At 47.4% G+C, this 19277-nt stretch carries 12 protein-coding genes; 11 read left to right on the forward strand and 1 reads right to left on the reverse strand.

Translation table 11 applies throughout. The features are described 5' to 3' along the window. Positions 1 to 162: 162 nt before the first annotated feature. The 3 genes from ACEN8J_RS20990 to ACEN8J_RS21000 all read left to right on the forward strand — a co-directional run bounded on the left by ACEN8J_RS20990 (position 163) and on the right by ACEN8J_RS21000 (position 5236). Positions 163 to 1818 carry an SWIM zinc finger family protein gene (locus tag ACEN8J_RS20990; RefSeq protein ID WP_029516905.1) on the forward strand — a complete coding sequence of 552 codons (1656 nt, stop codon included), beginning with the start codon at positions 163 to 165 and terminating at the stop codon, positions 1816 to 1818. Continuing rightward, positions 1815 to 4778, forward strand: coding sequence for a DEAD/DEAH box helicase (locus ACEN8J_RS20995; protein WP_495593920.1), 2964 nt, complete (start codon positions 1815 to 1817; stop codon positions 4776 to 4778). The genes ACEN8J_RS20990 and ACEN8J_RS20995 overlap by 4 nt, the downstream gene beginning before the upstream one ends. Before the next feature lie 113 nt (positions 4779 to 4891). Beyond that, entirely contained in the window at positions 4892 to 5236 is a 345-nt protein-coding gene (locus ACEN8J_RS21000; RefSeq protein ID WP_016820169.1) for a hypothetical protein, read from the forward strand. Between the two features lie 90 nt (positions 5237 to 5326). Here ACEN8J_RS21000 and ACEN8J_RS21005 read toward each other — a convergent pair whose 3' ends face one another. Further along, a complete protein-coding gene (locus ACEN8J_RS21005) occupies positions 5327 to 7420 on the reverse strand; it encodes a pectate lyase family protein (RefSeq protein ID WP_209949926.1) in 2094 nt (697 codons plus the stop codon). Between the two features lie 375 nt (positions 7421 to 7795). Here ACEN8J_RS21005 and ACEN8J_RS21010 point away from each other — a divergent pair, with 375 nt between their 5' ends. From ACEN8J_RS21010 to lacZ, 8 genes are all read left to right on the forward strand, one after another. Beyond that, the gene (locus ACEN8J_RS21010) at positions 7796 to 8317 is read left to right on the forward strand and encodes a ClbS/DfsB family four-helix bundle protein (RefSeq protein ID WP_029516908.1); all 522 of its coding nucleotides are present in this window, start codon (positions 7796 to 7798) and stop codon (positions 8315 to 8317) included. 75 nt (positions 8318 to 8392) lie between these two features. Further along, positions 8393 to 9028 (forward strand): uridine kinase, encoded by a 636-nt coding sequence (gene udk, locus ACEN8J_RS21015; protein WP_013308305.1) that lies wholly within the window; start codon positions 8393 to 8395, stop codon positions 9026 to 9028. Between the two features lie 259 nt (positions 9029 to 9287). After that, positions 9288 to 10847, forward strand: a complete 1560-nt coding sequence (locus ACEN8J_RS21020) for a response regulator transcription factor (protein ID WP_318628149.1) — start codon at positions 9288 to 9290, stop codon at positions 10845 to 10847. Positions 10848 to 10885: 38 nt separating this feature from the next. Beyond that, positions 10886 to 12700 carry a cache domain-containing sensor histidine kinase gene (locus ACEN8J_RS21025; RefSeq protein WP_029516910.1) on the forward strand — a complete coding sequence of 605 codons (1815 nt, stop codon included), beginning with the start codon at positions 10886 to 10888 and terminating at the stop codon, positions 12698 to 12700. Positions 12701 to 13040: 340 nt separating this feature from the next. After that, positions 13041 to 14330: an ABC transporter substrate-binding protein gene (locus ACEN8J_RS21030; protein ID WP_029516911.1), complete on the forward strand. Its 1290-nt coding sequence runs from the start codon at positions 13041 to 13043 to the stop codon at positions 14328 to 14330. Between the two features lie 101 nt (positions 14331 to 14431). Then, positions 14432 to 15328, forward strand: coding sequence for a carbohydrate ABC transporter permease (locus ACEN8J_RS21035; RefSeq protein ID WP_013308301.1), 897 nt, complete (start codon positions 14432 to 14434; stop codon positions 15326 to 15328). Further along, positions 15325 to 16149 (forward strand): carbohydrate ABC transporter permease, encoded by an 825-nt coding sequence (locus ACEN8J_RS21040; protein WP_013308300.1) that lies wholly within the window; start codon positions 15325 to 15327, stop codon positions 16147 to 16149. The genes ACEN8J_RS21035 and ACEN8J_RS21040 overlap by 4 nt, the downstream gene beginning before the upstream one ends. A gap of 53 nt (positions 16150 to 16202) precedes the next feature. Next, the gene (lacZ, locus tag ACEN8J_RS21045; RefSeq protein ID WP_495593921.1) at positions 16203 to 19247 is read left to right on the forward strand and encodes a beta-galactosidase, LacZ type; all 3045 of its coding nucleotides are present in this window, start codon (positions 16203 to 16205) and stop codon (positions 19245 to 19247) included. Positions 19248 to 19277: the final 30 nt, after the last annotated feature.

Genomic DNA, 19277 nt, shown 5'->3' on the forward strand with positions numbered 1-19277 from the left:
CCTTCTTACGCCACAGCGTAAGAGGGCTTTTTACTGCACTTGGCGGTTATACTTCGAAATTTTCCAACTGCTCCCTCCACTCAATTTATATCCGTGAACTGATATAATGGAAGAGTTAAGCAGTCATCGGATTAACTATTCTCTCTTAGGAGACTAATGCATATGAAACCAACCTATCTTATGGATGATATACAGTGGCAACAGCTTATTCAAAACGTGGCTGACCATTTTAATGATGTGACGATCAAACGAGGTTTCCAATATTTTAAGCAAGGAAAGGTAAAAGAATTCGTAATGCCTGATGCCGATCATATTGCAGCTGTCGTGGATGGAAGCGAGCTATACGAGGTGGATCTCCACTTGAGCGCTTTTGCTGCCAGCAGATGTACATGCCCTGTCCACGCCAACTGCAAGCATATGATCGCCGTACTACTGAATTACGCGAATGAACAGGAACGTTCTGTACATGCTTTAGTGAACGCTCATTCGGCGGGATTCACTCGATTGTCGACAAAAGCTGACACGCGTAACACACCTCCTTCCCGGTCGAATCTTTCACCGGATCACAAGGAAACAACAAGAAACGCCCTCAGTAAAACTGCAAGTAAAATACCGGACATGCCCATTTCAGAGTGGCATGATCTGTTCGATCAGTGTATCGCCCTTAATCGTGTGAACACACAAAACTCCCAATTTGTCCAAAGCGCTTTAGCCTCGATCTATGCTGTGAAGCCACCGCTTTCACCTGGCATGCAACAGCTATACGGACTGCATGCTCATCTGCGTGTGCTGGAAAAGCTGGTACCTCAGTCTTCCATGCCAGGCTATCCCTCTCATACCTATATGGGGTATTACACGCAAATTGCTGCCGATGAGCTTAAAGAAGCGATCGATCGTGATTTTGAGAGTCCACTGGAGCTGACCGATGAACCGATGCAAGAAGCCCGTATGGCAGAAACCTTAGCCTATTTACGCCGAAAAATGCTGACAGAATCGCGTAACGGTACTTATTTTTCAGACGCGTATTATCAGTTTTGGCTGTACTGGGTGCATCCCGTAAGACAGGACTCCAGCATATATACGGAGGAATTACAGCATTTGCAGGCGGCTGAGGAGGATCTCGGCACTACTTTAGCAAGGCTTCCGTGGATGTTGGCTCGCAGCTGGATGCATATTTTCCAATCGCAGGATAATGAAGCCTGGGTACTTCTTCAGGAAGCGGAACGAGCTTTTCCACTAAAAATCTCCTCCAACCAATTGCTTTTGTTCTTACAGGCGTTGCGTAAAGCTGAGAATTGGGCACGCCTCAAGGACGGACTGCGGCATATCGGTCCCCTGCTTCACAGTCATCGGGATGACCATTTACAGGATTATATGCATGATTGGGATGTGGTTTTGCAGCACCTTCCAGAAGCGGAGCAGGACATGTGGGACACGCTGGTGGGTATGCTTCCATTTGCCGGAGGAATGTATGAAGAGGCACTGCTTGCTCACGAGAAATGGCGGTCATGGATCGACTATCAGCTAAGCATACGCAGTGAACCTTTGAGTTTTCGAGTGAGCGTGTTACAGCCCATTGAAAAGAACGCGCCTGAGTTACTACTCCCCTTTTACCATCAAGCGGTAGAACGCTATGTGCTAGAAAAAAACAGATCCAGCTATAAAGCAGCAGTCAAGCTATTAAAGCGGCTGTTCAAGCTGTACAAGAAAATGAAGCAAGAATCACGCTGGGAGCTGTTCTTTACGACCTTCACCAGCCGTCATAGCCGCCTGCGGGCGCTACAGGAGGAATTGCGGAAAGGGAAATTGTTATCATGAGCCAATATACCGAAACGATTACTGTGCATATCCAATTAACTACCTATGGAGACGCGCTGATCTATGGCGATTCCTCCATGAACTATAGCATTTCCGGTCAAATTCTGAAGCAGCGTTTGTTTGCTTGGCATGAGGCTTCGTTTTATGGCACCGAACTGGAGATTCAACATGTTCAAGACACGGATATTATCCTGCTGCCTTCAGAGCAGGTGATTCCTTTTCTGGCAGAGTGTGAGCTCCTGAAGCATATCGAATGGATCTGGGACGAGGCCAATGCCTCGTGGCTTCGGCTGATCCCTTTACTTGCTCACTGTATTGAAGCGAAAGCCTATGTGCCTAGCTTCACGGCGTTCCAGACGGGGAAGCTGCAATGGAAGTGGGATGCGGAAGCACTGGAAAACATTCAACCGGCAGAGCTTGCTTTGCTCGACCGCTTGGAGAAGGACGAGCAGGAAGGGCTGATAGCGGCGTTCTCGGCTGCCGTATTTCAGCGCTGGTACGGCACCGAAGCGGAAGCCGCCGATTTGCGAAGAGAATATCCGATTCTCTTCGCCCTCAACCGCCCGGCTGCAGCGGGTCTAGACGCGCAGGCCTGGCTCATCGCCATCGGCTGGAAAGCCGATACCGCGCCCTTTCGGCCGCTTCTGCAACTGCTGGAGCCAGAGCTGGAGGACGACGAGCCGTCCTGGCAGCTCAAGCTTGTGTTGCAGGACAAGCAAGACCCAGCGTTGCTGGTGTCTGTACAGCTCGCCGATGATGGGTACGCATCCGGCTCATGGCCCGATGTCTGGACAGCACATGTCCGTGAGCGCTCAGCCGGGTGGCTGGAACGCTTGACCTCTATTTTGCCTGTCGGGCAGCGTGCCGGAAGCCGCGATGACGTGCTGAATCGCCCGCTCTCCGACGAAGTAGCGTGGCAATTCTTGACGACCGACAGCCAACGTTTGCTGGAAAGCGGTTGGCAGGTGCTGCTGCCAGCTTGGTGGGAGGCAGCCACCCGCAAGAAGCCAAAGCTGCGGGCCAAGGTACGCCCGGGCGAAGGGGCGGGAGAGCGCACGAAGGGCAGCTCGCTGTTCGGACTGGACTCGATTGTCCAGTTCGATTGGCGCGTTGCCATTGGCGATGCCGATCTGAGCGAGTCAGAATTCGCCGAGCTGGTCGCTCGCAACGAGCGCTTGGTGCGCTTCCGCGGGCAATGGATCGCGCTCGACCCTGCGCTGCTGGCGCAGATCCGCCGGGCCATGGCCGGGATCGACAGCGCTCAGGGGTTGTCCTTTCAGGACATCTTGCAGCTGCACCTGCTCGGCAACGCCGACGAGCCTGAAGGCGACGCCTCGGGTGAGCAGCCGGAGGATGCGGCACGCTTCCGGCTGGAAGTCGAGCTGAATGCCCATCTGCTGAAGCTGATCAGCCAGCTCGGACGGCAGTCAGAATGGCCTGCATTGGACGTGCCGGACGGGCTGCAAGCCGAGCTGCGGACGTATCAGAGGGACGGGTACGCATGGCTTGCCTTTTTACGGCGTTTTGGACTGGGGGCCTGTCTGGCCGATGACATGGGACTTGGTAAAACGGTGCAATTTATTACTTATTTACTGCACTTACAGGAAATTGCCGCTGAGACGGGTGTCCGCTCCAGTTCGCTGCTGATTTGCCCGACGTCGGTGCTGGGCAACTGGCAGAAGGAACTCAGCCGCTTCGCCCCTTCATTGAAGGTGATGCTGCACTATGGAAGCAGGCGGAAGCAGGGAGACTTGTTCCGTGAAGAAGTAGAGCAGGCTGATGTCATCCTGACCTCCTTTGCTACGGCAACCCTGGATCAAGAGCTGCTACAAAGCATGACCTGGGATTCGGTCTGCCTGGATGAAGCGCAAAACATTAAAAATGCGCAAACCAAGCAATCCACAGCCGTGCGCAGCTTTCCTGCACGTCATCGGATTGCGTTGACCGGGACACCTATTGAAAATCGATTGTCCGAGCTGTGGTCCATTTATGATTTTATCAATCCAGGTTATCTGGGCAGCTCACGCGCCTTTAGCAATCGTTTTATGAATGCTATTGAGAAGGAACATAACGAGCAGCGCACATTAGATTTGCAAAAGCTGGTTCAGCCCTTCATGCTGCGGCGCAAGAAGAAGGACCCTGCTATACAGCTTGATTTGCCTGACAAGAATGAGATGAAAACCTACATTCATCTGACCTCTGAGCAGGGCGCGCTCTATGACCAGATTGTCAAAGAGTTGATGGAACGGATGCAGAAGCTGGAAGGGATTGAACGGAAAGGAGCCATTTTATCCGCCCTTACCCAGTTGAAGCAGCTTTGCGACCACCCAGCCCTCTTAACCAAGGAAGCACTCCCGGATGCAGCGGCTTCCGGTTATAGTCAGTCCGATCTTGAGACGGTCATTAGCCGTTCATCCAAGCTAGAGCGCATTCTGGCTATGGTCAAGGAACTGCGGGAGGAGGGCGAGCGCTGCCTTATTTTTACACAGTATATTGGTATGGGGCAGATGCTCCAGCGGGTACTCGCTCAGGAGCTGCAAGAGCCTGTGCTCTATCTGAACGGTAGCACGTCCAAAACGGCGCGTGACCGAATGATTGATCAATTCCAATCTCACACGCTCCCCCCTGCCGAGCAGCCATCCGTGTTTATTTTGTCGCTCAAAGCCGGGGGGGTGGGTCTGAATCTGACGGCAGCCAACCACGTCTTTCACTTTGATCGCTGGTGGAATCCGGCTGTTGAAAATCAGGCCACAGACCGAGCCTATCGGATGGGACAAACGAAGGATGTACAGGTGCACAAATTTATCTCGCTGGGCACGCTGGAGGAACGCATTGATGAAATGCTGGAGAGCAAGCAGCAGCTTAGCGACCAAATCATAACCAGTACCGAAGGCTGGATTACTGAGCTGTCTACAGACGCGTTAAAAGACCTCTTTACGCTACGGCGCGAGTGGGCATAATGATGTCCCAAGTTCAATATATACCTATTTTTAAGAAGCAGTAGTTTATAGCACGGTCCAAAACTCCTTTGTGTGCATTTACTATCTCATCACAACAAAGGAGTTGATTTGAAGTGGCCATTCGTCCTCCACAAACGCTGAAATCTACGGGCAGAAAGGTTCCTGTTACGAGATATCGCAATGTGAGTCCAACACAAACCCTTCGTAGATTTACAGTTATCTGGGCTAACAATGATGGTGTACCTTTTAACACGTCTGGATTTTTTGCAACACTCCGGCGTTTAGATGGAACCTTTGTCCAAGCTGCAGGCTTCGACCGCTTTGGTACTGCCCGATTCAACAGAGTCCGCACACCTACGAACCAGCCTTATATTCTGCGTACTTTTAGAGATGATGGAGTATTATTCCGCGTTAGATCCGTACCTGCTGGCGTATCCTCATTTGTCGTTATTGGTTAAGCTCATACCGAACGCAGCCTAAACGTGGGTAACCAAAAAAGCAACCAGAAACAGAGCATATCTGTCCTGGCTGCTTTTTTATATGCCTACCTATTCGGAATCTTCTTCCACTATTGCATCTTTCGTAGCGGCTGTATTGTACACCGTTTTGAGCCAGTTTTCACTCGACCAGTTCAGCTTGCCTGCACCCGCTCCATCCTTGGCCTGCAATTGAGCAACCAGGTTAGCAGGGTCTTCGGCAGTATAGCTGTATGGCAACGTTGTGAACCCATTCCAAGAGAAGCCCTTGGCCTTCGCAGGATAAGGGGCTAACGGGCTATTCGCAGCTTCACTGCCTCCTCTGAATACGGTACCATTGTCGGAAAAGATAACGTCTTCGGCTTTGATTTTACCTGTATAATCTGCTTTGTTAGGATCTTTTTGATTATTACGCACTGGAGAAAACACATCAATTAAATAAGACTTTTCTAGCAATACCGCGCCGTTTTCTGTTGAAATTGCACCATTACCCACGACATCAAAATGGTATCCCTTGGCGGCAATTGCTTTAGCCATGTCAGAAGTAATTCTTTTTTTAGCTCTGGCCAATCCGGCATCGTCCATAACGATGTTATATGCATGAGCATTACCACCACGCAAACGTGGCATACGGTCCTGAATATCCAGATAGTAATTATGATGCAGCGTCACTTCCAAATCTGGATTGTCGGAAGCCATTTCCGTAGCACCGATCAGATGCGCCTTCTTTTGTCCTGCTGCAATATCAATGATATCTTCTTTACTCATGCCTACTGCATTGCTTCTCAGATAAGCGTACATAGGATAGGAAGACTTGTCTGCTTCCATCGCGTTGACTTGTTGGGTTACCCAGCTGTTGGAGCTGCGGTCATCTCCTTTGAACAAGGACCAGGAAATCGTAACTCCGTTACTCCCTTTTTTCACATCTACCAGACCATCATAGGCTTTGTTAAATGTGCAATGGTCGATCCATACCTTGGAGCTTGCACCTTCGACAGTAATATAGTCCCAGTCATTCTTGTCATAGTTCCCTTTGGTTGCTTCATCCCACTCCCAAAGTTCATCAAATTCGAGGTTACGGAAAATCAAATTGGAGCTTCTTTTGATAACAAAGCCGGCATGTTTGATTTTCACACCATTGGCCGAGAAAATCGTAACCCCATTCATATTTTCGATATAGACTTTGCTCACACCTGTCTTTTTCAGAACAGGATGTGTTTGTACAGGATTGTTGGCACTAAAAGGCATTACTTTGGCAGCACTAGGAATTTCATTCCAACCGAGATCAAGATCGTTCATAATCTCAATCACTTTGACTTTGCTGCCTTTCTTCAGTGCTTCGTTGAGATCTACAGCGTTGTAAACTTTTTTGTAGTTGGCATCTGTATCCGCAATGTTGCCACCACCTGTATTACCATACGAAAAGCCAGTCAAATTATAGTTACTTTTAGAGGTTACATCAGGGTCCACTCCAGGAGTCGGTTTTTCTGTACCTGGTGTTGGATTCACAGGCGGTGTTCCTGGATCTACCTCAGAAGAAGCACCGGATACAATCACATTATCGAATTCGGCAGCTGCTTTGGAGGTCACCAAACCAATGGCTCCAGCAGTGAGGCTGGTGTCTGTTGCGGACAGCTCCAGTTGATCATTGACATACATTTTGATTTCCGAACCGGATAGTTCCAGCTTAACTCTGTACCATGTATTCGTGTCCAGTTTGTATTTTTTATTGGTAGCCAGTGTCTTCATAGAGCCTTTGACTTTTTTTCGAATCTCAAGCGCTCCGTCATTCTTGTTGTACAACGATGCTGCGTAGAAGTTGTTGGAATCTGTGTATCTACCTGCAACGTAGACTCGATTGGAGCCATTAAAATCATTTACATATACATCTGCTTGCACGCTATAGTTCGTCCATGAGGCATTACCCTTAACGGAATGGCTTTCGCTTCGACTAGATTGCTGGTATGTAGAGCCATTCCCATCCTTGACCACAGACCAGTTCCCCGAATCCGCGGTCCAGCCTTGAGCTTTTCCTTGTTCGAAATCATCACTTATCTGTAAATTCCCATCCGCATGTGCATGACCTAGCAACGGTAATGATAAAGACAGTACCAACGTACTGCTTAACATTACACTTGCACATTTTCTTAGCAAACTCGATTTCATATAACAATCCCCTTCTTGGTTAGATTCATGAATACTAAAGCAAAGGTTGCACCGTTCATCGGACATGACCTGCCCCAACGGTATATAACGTACTGATGAAGAGAATAATATCCCAACACCAATGAGGGCCCTCAAACGCTATACTCCAATAATTATAGGCATTTAAATATATATTAAAATATGTATAATTACTTATCTTTTGTCTTAATTTTTCAATTAATTTTGCATCCTGTTTCGTGAACACGCCAAATTCTGTTTCATAAAATCACAAAAAACGATATTTTTTTATTTTTGAATAAGACATACAGTTGTCATATTGGGAATGGTACATATAAAGGGGTGAGTATCATCCATATCATTTAAAGGAGCGATGAGATGTCCAGCTACGACTACGCTTCCAAATCGGAGTTAAAGGAAGCCATTCATGCCTCCTACTTACGATTTGACGGTGAGTTTCAGGAGATCGACGAGAGCCAAAAAGATATTCGTATCCCTGAAGTAGATAAAACACCCGCAGAGATGATTGCCTACCAGCTCGGATGGCTTCATCTTGTCATGACATGGGACAGAGACGAACGGGAAGGAAAAACCGTCATCATGCCCGCCCCCAATTATAAATGGAACAGACTAGGCGAACTATATCAATCATTTTACAAGACTTACTCCCACCAATCTTTACGCGAATTACGCGATATGTTCAAGTTGACTGAGCAAAAGTGGCTGGATTGGATCGACACACTTAGCCACGAAGAGCTCTTCACTCAAGGCGTTCACAATTGGACGGGTACGAATCCAAACTGGCCCATGGCAAGATGGATTCACATCAACTCGGTGGCACCGTTTAAAACATTCAGAGCCAAGATACGGAAATGGAAGAAATACAAAGTTCAACAGTGATGAAAAAAAGTGTGCATTGTGCTACAATACTTGAGTTGTATCGGGATACATTTAGGGAAGGGTAAGTGAAACGCCATGCTTATTATTGGTATTGCCGGCGGTACAGGTTCCGGTAAATCGACGGTAGCACGCGCCGTCGTTGAGCGTCTGGGATCTAATAAAGTGACTTTCATATCTCAGGATAACTATTATAAAGACCATTCACATCTGAGCTATGATGAACGTGCTTTGGTCAATTATGATCATCCGTTTGCCTTTGACAACGAATTGCTTATTGAGCATCTCCAATGTCTGAAAAAAGGACAAGCGACACAAGCGCCCGTGTATGATTTTACGGTTCATGCCCGCTCCACGGACGAGACGGTAGAGCTTCTGCCAAATCATATCGTTATGTTGGAGGGTCTGCACGTACTGTCAGACGAAAAGCTCCGCAGCCTGCTTGACATCAAAGTATTTGTGGATACGGACCCTGATGTGCGTATTCTCCGTCGGGTTCTTCGCGATATTGAGGAACGCGGCCGCACCATCCATTCGATCCACGATCACTATCTGACTACGGTTAAGCCGATGCATGAGGCATTTATTGAGCCTTCCAAGAAATACGCTGACCTGATCCTTCCTGAGGGAGGACACAATGAGGTTGGCATTCAACTGCTGTCTATTTTGACTGAAAAATATTTGGCAGGAGATCGGACTTGGGGTACTGTATAAGGTAATCCCGGTTGTTTAAGGCTGTCGAGGTTTTCTCGGCTGCCTTTTTTGTGTTTTATATGCCATTTGGACTAATTTTTTTTGGAATCCCCGTGTGGTTTATGTTAGCATGTAAAGGTTAAATGCTTTAGATTCAAGCTAAGTTGGAAGCGTTATCAAATATGTGCCTCAGATGATATGACGTCCACGTGGTGGAGGTCTTTTTTGAATCAGGATTTTTACAAATCCTCGAATAGGTATAATTACGGAGAGTGCTGCCATGAATGAGCTATGCAACATTTTGATTGTGGATGATGAGATATTGGTACGGCAAGGAATTAAACACCATTTATCGTGGGAACAGTATGGATTTCGAATTGTAGGTGAGGCCTCCAACGGGAAAGAGGCGCTGGAGCTGATTGAAGCCTTGCGTCCTCATATTGTCATTACAGATATCGTGATGCCGATCATGGATGGCGAGGAGCTGACGCGCATAGTCAGACAGAATTATCCAGATATTGAAGTCATCGTGCTTAGCAGTTACGGTGAATTTAATTACGTGCGATCCACCTTTCAACAAGGGGTTGCTGACTATATTTTAAAGCCCAAGCTGGACACGGATGAACTACTCCAAGTCCTCCAGAGAACCGCTCGCAAAATTCCATCCATTCAATATCAGGCGGATGCTGGGAATAGTCAAATTACGATAGATCATGTGATCGAAAAGCTGATCTCCGGGTATAGCATGGACTATGACGCCGAGCTGCTGAAGCAAGCATTCCCTTATACTCGTTTTGCGCTCATAGGTATAGAACAGTCGGTACAGCAGGATAAAGGGCGCTCCATCTCTGCCTCGGACCTATTTTCCAAGCTTACAGATCGAGTATCCTCTGCCTGTGAGCGCATCGTACTGCGACAACTGCCGTCTGATGCCTATGCGGCTGTGTTTTTAGCCAATCTTGATCCACGGGAAGTAGACGCCTGGATGGCTGCGGTTAGGGAAGTTGCTCAGGAGACAAAGCGAGTCGATCCACAGACAGGCTGGGCAGTTAGCCATTTATTTGATGAGTTCAATCAGATTAGTGACGTCTATCAGGATGAACTGCCAAAACTGCTGAGTTACCGCTTTTATTTCCCAGGAACAGCGCTGTTAATAGAAGACGAACTCCCTCAGCCTGTACAAGTGAACAGCTCGTTTAACTTAAAACAATTTACAGAAGAGATGAAGCGTGAGCATTTTGATACAGCTTTTCAGGATTTGAGGTCCTATGTAGCCGCCATGTCCGGTAACTATACCTCTACCGCTTTTGAATTCAAATCGCTTCTTGGAAATATCGTGTTCAACATTACGATTTTGCTCGGGAATCAGGGGTATGATATGAAGGAGTTGGATGCGGCGAAATATTCCTATTTCAAAACAATTAATGATGCCCCTCATGTACATGAAGCTGTGCGCCTTCTGGAGGCCTTTTTGGAGGAAGCGAACAGGCAGATCATGGCCAAGACACAGCCGGGAAGTAGCGCAAGCATGAAAAAACTGCTGGAGTATATTGAGGAGCATCATGCTGAAACACTCAATTTGACGACACTTGGGCAATATTTTCACTTTAACCCTTCCTACTTGTCCAGTTATTTTACGGCACACCATACAGAAGGTTTTAGCGAGTATCTGAACAAAATTCGGGTTGAAAAAGCCGCAGAGTTACTACGGTCGGGGACGATGTCCATTTCGGATATTAGCAGCATGGTAGGCTATTCGGACCCCAGCTATTTTACCAAAGTGTTCAAAAAGGTGAAGGGTTCCTCGCCCAGTCAGTACCGCCGGGAGCATCTCTATTAGAGAGTAAGTCACATCTGCCAGCAGAAAAGAGATTGAATATGAAAAGATATATGCATAAGATCAAATATCAAGGTCTGTTCTTCAAAATCTTTATTGTTATGGTGGTCAGCATCACTGCGGTGTCCTTGCTGACCTCTTTGGTGACAATTCGAATGTCTGAACGACTTTTTGCGGAGACATTCAGTATTACAAATGCCAAGGTACTCAGCCAGATTCAATCCAGCTTTGAATCCTTCAATGATTCCATCGTGAATGCCGTAACCCATGCTTCGGAAAATGGAACGGTCAAGAACTATCTGACTGGCGGTCAATCTGACTCGATTAACTCGGCGAGGACTTACTTCGGAATGGCACAGCAAATGAAGCAAATTAAATCGAACGTCGATGCCTATGATGTTGGTGTCGCTGTAACTGGTCTGAACGGTCGGAGCTTTTACTCTGACTCATCCTATTGGCCTGTAACTGCGGAAGAGCTTAAAAGCAGTGCGATTACAGCCCAAAGTGTAGCACGACCGGCACAGCTTATGTATCAATTGGATACTGAATTATTTCAGCAACAAATGAATACCACCGCGCAAAAGCCAACACCCTATATCATCGCCTCCAAACCATTTATGGAGCGGACCAGTGGCACCCTGTACGGCATGATCTACATCGCTATCCGAGAGCCTGAATTTCGCCGTTTCTACAACAATTTCACGAGCAACGGCAATGATGTGCTTATTTTGGACAAGTCGGGATTAATTGTATCAAGCAACCGCCAGGACCTGATCGGACAACGCTCCAGTGAGCTGCTAGGCTATGCCACAAAAATCAATGAACAGGGATTGAACTACATTAATGCGGATGTGATGAATAAGGAGAGTATCCTCCTTTCCAACTATATCCCTTCATTTGATTTTTATCTGGTGAACATGATCGACAGACAAGCCGCGATTGGGCAAATTATTGACGTTAAATCCGTTGTCTGGATCTGCATTGCCATCGTACTGATTGCTTTGGTGATCGTTTTTCTGATATCCCGTCGACTAATTCGTTCCCTGACTCGACTGGTGAAGCAAATGTCGACCATACGTGAGAAAAATTTTGATAATTATATCCCGGTAACAGGCAGCTATGAGGTTAGACAATTAAGTCATGCTTACAACTACATGTTGGATGAACTAAATGACTATATCCGTAAGCTTTTAGAGACGCAAAAAGGCCAACGAAACGCAGAGCTTGCTGCACTACAACGGCAGATCAATCCGCATTTTCTGTACAATACACTGGCTTCGATCAAAATGCTGGTACTCAAAGGAAACAAGGAAACAGCCGCCGAAACGATCAATGCGCTCATTTCCTTACTGCAAAATACAATCAGCAATGTGAGTGAAACAATCACCATCGAGCAGGAAATGGCCAACATGCAAAATTATGTGTTCATTAACCATGTGCGCTACGGGCAGCGGGTACAAGTGAATTATTTTGTATCACCCGATTGTCTGGAGTACCATGTGCCCAAGCTCATCATTCAGCCTTTTATCGAAAACTCTTTTTTCCATGCGTTTAATGAAAAAAATGTAGGCCACATCTATATATTGGTGTCCAAAACGGAGGATACATTGATCTGTGAGGTGGTCGATGATGGGGACGGTATGGATTTGGACGGGCATACGGCGCAAGACGGACTGCCGAATCCCAAGAGCAAGCGCCAACTGTTCACAGGCATCGGCATCCAGAATGTGCACAACCGCATTACCCTTTTATATGGAGAAGAATACGGCGTGACCATCTCCAGTAAAAAAGGCGAGGGCACCAAAGTGAGAATGACCCTCCCACTGATCGTAAAACCCACCCCACCTACCCCATAAAAAAATAGGCTGAACTAAACAAAGAAGGTGGAACAAGAACGGAGTGGGCGGAATGGTGCTGTACAAGCAACAGCGATGGGAAGCACCATCCGGCCGCGCAGTGGCGCTTCGTGAACAACTTTAGTTCAACCTAAAAAAAATACCTAAATCAAAATAAAACACAAATGTAAGCGGTACCTTTTTTCATAAATCATAATAATAAGACCAATCCGTATAAAGATATTCCTAACACCGACAAAGTATGGATGGTACACTAGATTTATAAATAAGGTAACCGCTTTCATTCGAGAAGTTTAGAACTAGCAAGCAACATATAAAAAAAGAGTAGGGGTTGAACAAAATGAAAAAAATGACTTTCCTTCTGCTGATTGCAAGCTTGATCTTGCTATCCGCATGCTCCAGCAATTCCGAGAAAGCAGCTACAACCACAGATTCAGGCAAAAAAGAAATCACCGTCTGGGCTTGGGACCCGAATTTTAATATCGCAGCCCTGAAGCTGGCAAAAGATCGCTACGTTGCCAAACACCCAGATGTAACCGTAAACATTGTTGAATATGCTCAAAACGATATCGTACAAAAAATGAATGCCGGCCTTAACTCCGGATCTACTAAAGGATTGCCGAACGTGGTTCTGATCGAGGATTATCGGGCACAGAACTTCCTGCAAGCCTATCCCGATTCTTTCCATGATATGAGCAGCACGATCAAAGCATCCGACTTCGCTGATTATAAAATTGGACCGACTAGCTACAATGGCAAGCAGTACGGTGTTCCATTCGACTCCGGTGTTATGGGACTGTATGTAAGAACGGACTATCTGGAACAAGCCGGCTACAAAGTAGCGGACCTGACCAATATTGATTGGGACAAATTTATTGAAATTGGTAAAGCCGTAAAACAAAAAACAGGCAAAGAAATGCTGACTCAAGATCCGAATGACCTCGGTCTGATCCGCGGTATGATCCAAACCGCAGGTTCATGGTACCTGAAAGAAGACGGTAAAACACCAAACCTGGCTGGTAATCCAGCTCTGAAAGAAGCTCTCTTGACGTACAAATCCTTGTTCGACGCTAACATTGTTAAAATGAATGCCGACTGGAGTCAGTTCTTGGCCGCATTCAACAGCGGTGCAGTTGCTTCCGTACCTACAGGTAACTGGATTACACCTTCGATCAAAGCAGAAGCTTCGCAATCCGGTAAATGGGCTGTTGTTCCTTTCCCTAAGCTGAAAAATATACCTGAATCCGTGAATGCTTCCAGCCTCGGCGGCAGCTCCTGGTATGTCCTTAACTCGGACGGTCAAGATACCGCTGCTGATTTCCTGAAAGAAACATTCGGAACAGATACAGAGCTGTATCAAGATATGCTGAGCAAAATTGGAATTGTCGGTTCATTGAACGCAGCTTCCAGCGGTAAAGCTTATGACGTGGAGGATCCGTACTTCGGAGGCGACAAAGTATATAAGAAATTTGCAGAATGGACTAAACAAGTTCCAAAAGTCAATTATGGTCTGCACACGTATGCCATTGAGGATATCATGACCGTTGAAATTCAAAACTATCTGAACGGAAAAGATGTAGACGCAGTTCTGAAAGATGCTCAAGGACAAGCGGAAGCACAGCTTAAATAAGACAGTCCATCTAGCCAAGGCTAAATAATAAAACGAAAAGCACTTAAAACCTTGGGCTTGCGAGTTCAAGGTTTTATTGCTGCACAGGGAGTTGACATGGTATGAAGACAGCCGCGCCCAAAATAACTACAACACGTCTCAAAGCAGGTATGACAGGATGGTTGTTCATATCCATCGCAGTGATCATGATCGCCGCTTTTTATTTCTATCCGATGATTCAGGCGCTTATCTTGTCCTTTAAGACAGGTACAGGGTCTAATCTGAGCTTTAACGGCATTGATAACTACAAGCGACTCTTCACCGATAAAATGTTTATAACCGCCGTGAAGAATACGTTTATCTATTTAATTTTCCAGGTGCCTTTGATGGTCATTCTGGCTCTGTTCATTTCGGTATTGTTGAATGATAAAAACCTGAAATTCAAGGGCTTTTTCCGCACCGCTATCTTCTTGCCGTGTATCACATCCCTTGTAGCCTATTCCGTTGTCTTCAAGTACCTGTTCTCGTCCGACGGTCTGGTAAACTCCTTATTGCTGAATCTGCACGTGATTGGCACGCCCATCCAATGGATTACAGATCCTTTCTGGGCCAAGGTTACGATTATTATCGCGATCACATGGCGCTGGACTGGTTATAATATGATCTTTTACCTGTCCGGTCTTCAGAACATTGACAGTTCCATCTACGAAGCGGCCCGTATTGACGGAGCTTCCCCGATCCGACAGTTCTTCAGCATTACGGTTCCACTGCTTAAGCCGATTATCCTGTTCACTTCGATTACATCAACGATTGGTACACTCCAACTCTTCGATGAAATTATGAATATTACCAAAGGTGGGCCAGGGAACGCGACATCTTCAATTTCGCAATATATTTACAATCTGTCCTTCAAGTATTCATCCGACTTTGGTTATGCGGCGACCGTATCTTATTCCATCGTCATTATGATCATTATCTTGTCGATTATCCAGTTCAAAGTGGCAGGTGAGAAAAAATGATGAAAACAAAAAGAGCATTTACGTACGCCTTTCTGATCCTTGTGTCGTTCGTTTCGATTTTCCCGTTCCTGTGGATGCTATCCAGCGCCACGAACCTGTCGGTCGATGTGACCAAGGGCAAGCTGCTGCCTGGCTCCCATCTGATGGATAACATGCACAATTTGCTTGAAAAAGTGGACATCGTTACCGCACTCAGTAACTCTGCAAAAGTCTCCATCTCAACTACGCTGCTGGCTATGCTAATCGCGTCATTGGCTGGTTATGGCTTTGAAATTTACAGAAGTAAAGCGAAAGACGTTGTCTTCAATATCCTGCTGATGTCTATGATGATTCCGTTTGCGGCGATCATGATCCCGCTCTACCGGATGTTCGGCAGCATTTCTAATGTCATACCGTGGATCGGTATTGATACGCTCTCTTCTGTCGTCATTCCGACCGTAACTACGGCGTTCCTGATCTTCTTTTTCCGCCAAAGCACCAAGATGTTTCCCAAAGATCTACTGGAGGCAGGTCGTATGGATGGATTGTCCGAGCTGGGTCTGTTCTTCCGGGTATACATGCCTACAATGAAAACAACCTATGCCGCTGCCGCGATCATCACATTCATGTCCAGTTGGAACAACTACCTCTGGCCTCTGATTGTGCTGCAAACGCCGGAAAATCAAACGATTCCGCTGTTGATCTCGAACCTCGGCTCCAGCTATGCACCGGATTACGGTGTCATCATGATCGCCATTGTCCTGTCCACACTTCCGACTGCACTGGTATTTTTCCTGATGCAGAAACACTTTGTAGCGGGCATGGTGGGTTCGGTAAAATAACAGATTTCTGTGTACGTTCTTCATTTCAATTTTAAAAATAAGGAGTGTTCGCCTTGACCATCCAACCCCCTAGTCTGGACTGGCTGACCGACGTAACCAAATTTGCTGTACATCGGCTGCCCGCCTATTCCGATCACAAATATTACGCTACGCTTCAGGAAGCGGAGCAGCAAGCTGATATGGCTTGGCGTCATAGCCTGAATGGGAGCTGGAAGTTTAACTATGCAACAAATCCAGCCAGCCGTCCGGTAGAGTTCTATACTCCTGGCTTTGAGTACGGCGGCTGGAGTGATATTCAGGTGCCGGGTCACATTCAGACGCAAGGCTTTGGCCAAATGCAGTACGTGAATACGATGTATCCGTGGGACGGACATTCGGACGTTCGCCCACCCCATATTCCGGAGGATCACAACCCGGTCGGGAGCTATATCAAAAGCTTCGTTTTGCCGGAAAATATGGCTTCCGACGCGCAGCCTGTGTTCATTTCTTTCCAAGGTGTTGAGTCGGCTTTCTATGTATGGTTGAACGGACAATTTGTCGGTTATAGCGAGGACAGCTTTACACCATCTGATTTTGAACTGACACCGTTCCTGCAAGCAGGCGAAAACAAGCTGGCGGTAGAGGTTTATCAAAGAAGTACGGGGGCGTGGCTGGAGGATCAGGACTTTTGGCGTTTTTCCGGTATTTTCAGAGATGTGTACCTCTATACCATCCCTACGCTTCACGTACGTGACCTGCATGCCAAGGCAGATCTGGATGCTTCCTACACGCAGGGCCTTCTGGAACTGAAATTGACCTTGGAAAAGCCGGCAACGGCCTATGCAACTGTCGATGTGAAAGATGCTACCGGTCATGTTGTAGCTTCTTTGAAAGCTGACTTTACGGATGGCACGGCTTCACTGTCAGCAACCTTGGAGCAAGTGCAGCGGTGGAGCGCGGAAAAACCCTATTTGTACACGTTGTTCATTCAAATTTATGATGCCAGTGGATCGCTCGTGGAAGTCATTCCACAAAAAATCGGCTTCCGTAAATTTGAGCTGATCAACAAGGTCATGCATTTGAACGGCAAACGTATCGTCTTTAAAGGTGTGAACCGCCATGAATTTAACGCTCGCACCGGACGTGCCATTTCCCGTGAAGATATGCTGTGGGATATTCGGACGCTCAAGCAGAATAATATGAACGCTGTCCGCACCTCTCATTATCCAAACCAGACTCTGTGGTATGAGCTATGCGATGAGTACGGAGTCTATGTAATTGATGAAATGAACTTGGAAACACACGGTTCCTGGCAAAAACTCGGTGCCGTCGAGCCATCGTGGAATATTCCTGCCAATCTGCCTGAGTGGCAAGATATCGTCATGGATCGCGCCATTTCCATGCTGGAACGGGACAAAAACCACGCGTCCATTCTGATCTGGTCCTGCGGCAATGAGTCGTATGCAGGCGAAGTGCTGCGCAATGTAGCTAACTATTTCCGAACCACCGATCCGAGCCGTCTAGTGCATTACGAAGGCGTGTTTCATAACCGTACGTACGATGATACTAGCGATATGGAGAGCCGGATGTACGCCAAGCCTGCAGATATCGAGCAATACTTAAACGATAATCCACAAAAGCCGTATATCAGTTGCGAATATATGCATGCGATGGGCAATTCCGTAGGCGGCATGCACAAGTATACCGAGCTGGAAAACAAATACGAGCTATATCAGGGCGGTTTTATTTGGGATTATATTGATCAGGCTGTTATGAAAAAAGATCGCTATGGACGCGAGTACCTCGCGATCGGCGGCGACTTTGACGACCGTGCTACAGACTATGGCTTCTGTACGGACGGAATTGTCTATGCAGATCGGAAGGTTTCGCCGAAGATGCAGGAGGTCAAATTCCTGTATCAAAATCTGAAGCTCACCCCGGATCGCAGCGGTGTAACCATTCGCAATGAAAACCTGTTCGAAGGAACGGGGGACTACGAGCTTGTATACAGCCTGCTGCATGAGGGCCAAGAGATCGCACGTAATGCCATTCATGTGGATGTGGCGGCTCAGACCGAAGCGTATATTCCACTGACGTTCCCAAGCACAGACGAGAAGCCCGGTGAGTACGTCATTCACACCGCTCTGGTTTTGAAGGAAGCGACGCTCTGGGCTGAGGCTGGACACGAAGTGGCCTTCGGACAGCATATTTTCATCGTGGAAGATCCAAATCCGCTGCAGCTCCCTACGGTCGGTGCCTTACGAGTGGTGCATGGCGATGTAAATATTGGCGTTCACGGTGCAGATTTCAGTATCATGTTCTCCAAAGGAGCAGGTAGCCTGACTTCACTTCGCTACGCCGGACGTGAGATGATCGCTACACCTCCTGCTCCATTGTTCTGGCGGGCGACCACAGACAATGATCGGGGAACCGCACTGGGCTTTGAAGCCGGTGGCTGGTTCGCTGCAAGTCTGACACGTAAATGCGTGGGCATCGAGGTCACGGAAGAGCAGACAGACCGTGTAACTGTTGCATTCCGCTACACGCTGAGCATTCATACGGACGCACAGGTAACGGTAGCCTACACCGTCTTGGCAGATGGCAGTCTGAACGTAAAATCGACTTATGAAGGCGTCTCAGGACTGCCTAACCTGCCGATCTTTGCCCTTTCGTTCAAGGTTCCGGCAGACTACCGCCATCTGGACTGGTACGCGATGGGACCGGAAGAGAATTACATCGACCGTGCCTTTGGCGCGAGACTAGGCGTATTCCGCAACGAAGCTGCGGATAACGTATCCGGGTATGTCGTGCCGCAGGAATCCGGCAATCGTACAGGCGTGCGCCGTGTCGATATTACTGATGATTCCCAGCGGGGCATTCGCATTACTGCACCTGCTACCGCACCAGTGGAATGCAACATTTCGCCGTATACAGCGTTCGAGTTGGAAAGTGCATGCCATCTGTATGAGCTGCCCAACGTGTACTATACCGTTGTCACCGTAGCTGGCAAGCAAATGGGCGTAGGCGGCGACGATAGCTGGGGAGCCCCGGTACATGAAGAATACCAAATTACAGCCGATCAAATGCTGGAATTCGAGTTCACCGTGCAGCGGATATAAATAAACTCCCCGTATAGGCAAGTATATATA

This window comes from Paenibacillus sp. Paensp38 (assembly GCF_059491915.1).

Coding starts and splice junctions, on each gene's coding strand:
- ACEN8J_RS20990 (WP_029516905.1), top strand. CDS start 163: ATGAAACCAACCTATCTTATGGATGATATACAGTGGCAACAGCTTATT.
- ACEN8J_RS21005 (WP_209949926.1), bottom strand. CDS start 7,420: ATGAAATCGAGTTTGCTAAGAAAATGTGCAAGTGTAATGTTAAGCAGT.
- ACEN8J_RS21035 (WP_013308301.1), top strand. CDS start 14,432: ATGAAGACAGCCGCGCCCAAAATAACTACAACACGTCTCAAAGCAGGT.
- ACEN8J_RS20995 (WP_495593920.1), top strand. CDS start 1,815: ATGAGCCAATATACCGAAACGATTACTGTGCATATCCAATTAACTACC.
- ACEN8J_RS21025 (WP_029516910.1), top strand. CDS start 10,886: ATGAAAAGATATATGCATAAGATCAAATATCAAGGTCTGTTCTTCAAA.
- ACEN8J_RS21020 (WP_318628149.1), top strand. CDS start 9,288: ATGAATGAGCTATGCAACATTTTGATTGTGGATGATGAGATATTGGTA.
- ACEN8J_RS21010 (WP_029516908.1), top strand. CDS start 7,796: ATGTCCAGCTACGACTACGCTTCCAAATCGGAGTTAAAGGAAGCCATT.
- ACEN8J_RS21040 (WP_013308300.1), top strand. CDS start 15,325: ATGATGAAAACAAAAAGAGCATTTACGTACGCCTTTCTGATCCTTGTG.
- udk (WP_013308305.1), top strand. CDS start 8,393: ATGCTTATTATTGGTATTGCCGGCGGTACAGGTTCCGGTAAATCGACG.
- ACEN8J_RS21030 (WP_029516911.1), top strand. CDS start 13,041: ATGAAAAAAATGACTTTCCTTCTGCTGATTGCAAGCTTGATCTTGCTA.